The following is a 1,857-nucleotide window of genomic DNA, read 5'->3' as shown; positions in this document are numbered from 1 at the left end:
GTTGTGGATGTCTTAAAGTCAGACTTTTTAACCACAGGCCCGGCGGTAAGGGACTTTGAAAAGGCAGTGGCGGACTATGTCGGCGCCAAGTATGCCGTCGCTGTTGCAAACGGAACGGCTGCCCTCCATGCAGCCTGTTTTGCGGCGGGGATAAAAGAAGGGGACGAGGTCATCACCACCCCCATCACCTTTGCCGCCTCCGCCAACTGCGTCCTCTATTCCGGAGGGACGCCGGTCTTTGCCGACATAAAAAAAGATACCTACAATATAGACCCAGAGGACATCCGGCGGAAAATCACCCCAAAAACAAAGGCCATTATCCCGGTGCACTATACCGGCCAGCCCTGTGAAATGGAGGAAATAGAAAGAATTGCAAAGGAGCATAACCTTATTGTCATTGAGGATGCCGCCCATGCTTTAGGGGCGGACTACAAAGGGAAGAAAATAGGCTCCCTCTCTGATATGTCCACCTTCAGCTTCCACCCGGTAAAACATATCACAACAGGGGAAGGGGGCATGGTTACCACCAACGATGAAACGCTGTATAAAAAACTGCTTTTATTCCGAAGCCATGGGATTACCCGGGACGAAAACCTCATGACAAAAAATGAAGGAGGCTGGTATTACCAGCAGTTAGGCCTTGGGTATAACTACCGCATTACAGACATACAGTGCGCCCTTGGAATTTCCCAGTTAAAAAAGCTGGAGATGTTTGTGGAAAAAAGGCGGTATTTGGCAGGGAGGTACAACCGGGATCTTGGGGGCTTAAAAGGGGTTGTGTGCCCCTTCCAAAAAGAGGGCTGCAACAGCAGCTGGCATTTATATGTCATAAAAACACTCCCGGAAAGGCGGAAAGAAGTGTTTGACAAACTGCAGAAGGCGGGGATACATGTAAATGTGCACTACATCCCGGTATATAAGCATCCCTATTACCAGGGGCATGGTTATGGGGGGGTGTGCTGCCCAAATGCGGAAGACTTGTATCAAAGCATCATCAGCCTGCCTTTATATTACGCCCTGGAAGAGGAAGAGCAGGACTATGTCATAGGGACAGTGAAGGCGGCATTGGAATAAACATGCCAGGAAAAAGGAGGGAAGAGGGATGCAGGAAAAAGTAACTTTATCCCAGGCAGGACTAAGAAACCTGCAGTTATTAGAGCTTGAAATGTTAGTGGAAGTGGACCGCATCTGCAGGAAATACGGCATAGAGTATTCCCTGGACGGCGGGACGCTTCTGGGGGCTGTGCGCCACAGGGGGTTTATTCCCTGGGATGATGATGCAGATGTAATATTTACCAGAAGGGAGTATGCAAAATTCTTCCGTGCCTGCAGAAAGGAGCTGGACAGGGGGCGTTTCTTCCTGCAGGATTACCGCACGGATAAAGATTACAGGTGGGGTTTTGCAAAGCTCCGCAGGAAAGGGACAGAGTATATCCGCCTGGGCCAGGAGCATATGAAGTTCCGCACCGGAGTGTATATTGACATCTTTGTTGCAGACCATGTGCCGGACGGATATTTCATGCGGAGGCTGTATTACGGTGCTAATTTCTGTATCCGGAAAATCCTGTATTCCGAGCTTGGGATGCGGGCGGAAAAAAGCGCCCTTATGCGGAAATTTTACGCCCTGCTGTATAAAGTCCCCAAAGACGCCCTGTTTCATATGAGAAACTGTATGGCCGAAAGGTGCAACAAAAAAGAAACGAAGCTGGTCAGCCACCTGCTCTATCCTTACCCTTCAGAAGAAAGCAGGTTTGGGATGCCTGCCAGGTGTTTTCAAGAATACCGTGACATGGAATTTGAGGGGATGCAGTTTCGGGCTTTCGTGGATTACCACACCTACCTCACCCTGCTCTACGG

Annotated in this window: 2 protein-coding genes; both read left to right on the top strand. The window is 49.8% G+C overall.

From position 1 onward, the window contains the following. Window positions 1-1,074: UDP-4-amino-4,6-dideoxy-N-acetyl-beta-L-altrosamine transaminase (pseC, locus tag D7Y06_RS24910; protein WP_120410156.1), on the top strand; the 1,074-nt coding region annotated here is incomplete at its 5' end. A gap of 28 nt (window positions 1,075-1,102) precedes the next feature. Continuing rightward, window positions 1,103-1,857 (top strand): LicD family protein (locus tag D7Y06_RS24905; RefSeq protein WP_147415783.1); only part of this gene is annotated, 755 nt, incomplete at its 3' end.

Source organism: Roseburia sp. 1XD42-69 (assembly GCF_003612565.1).
GTDB lineage: Bacteria > Bacillota > Clostridia > Lachnospirales > Lachnospiraceae > Roseburia_B.
This window is presented reverse-complemented; position numbering and strand designations above follow the sequence as displayed.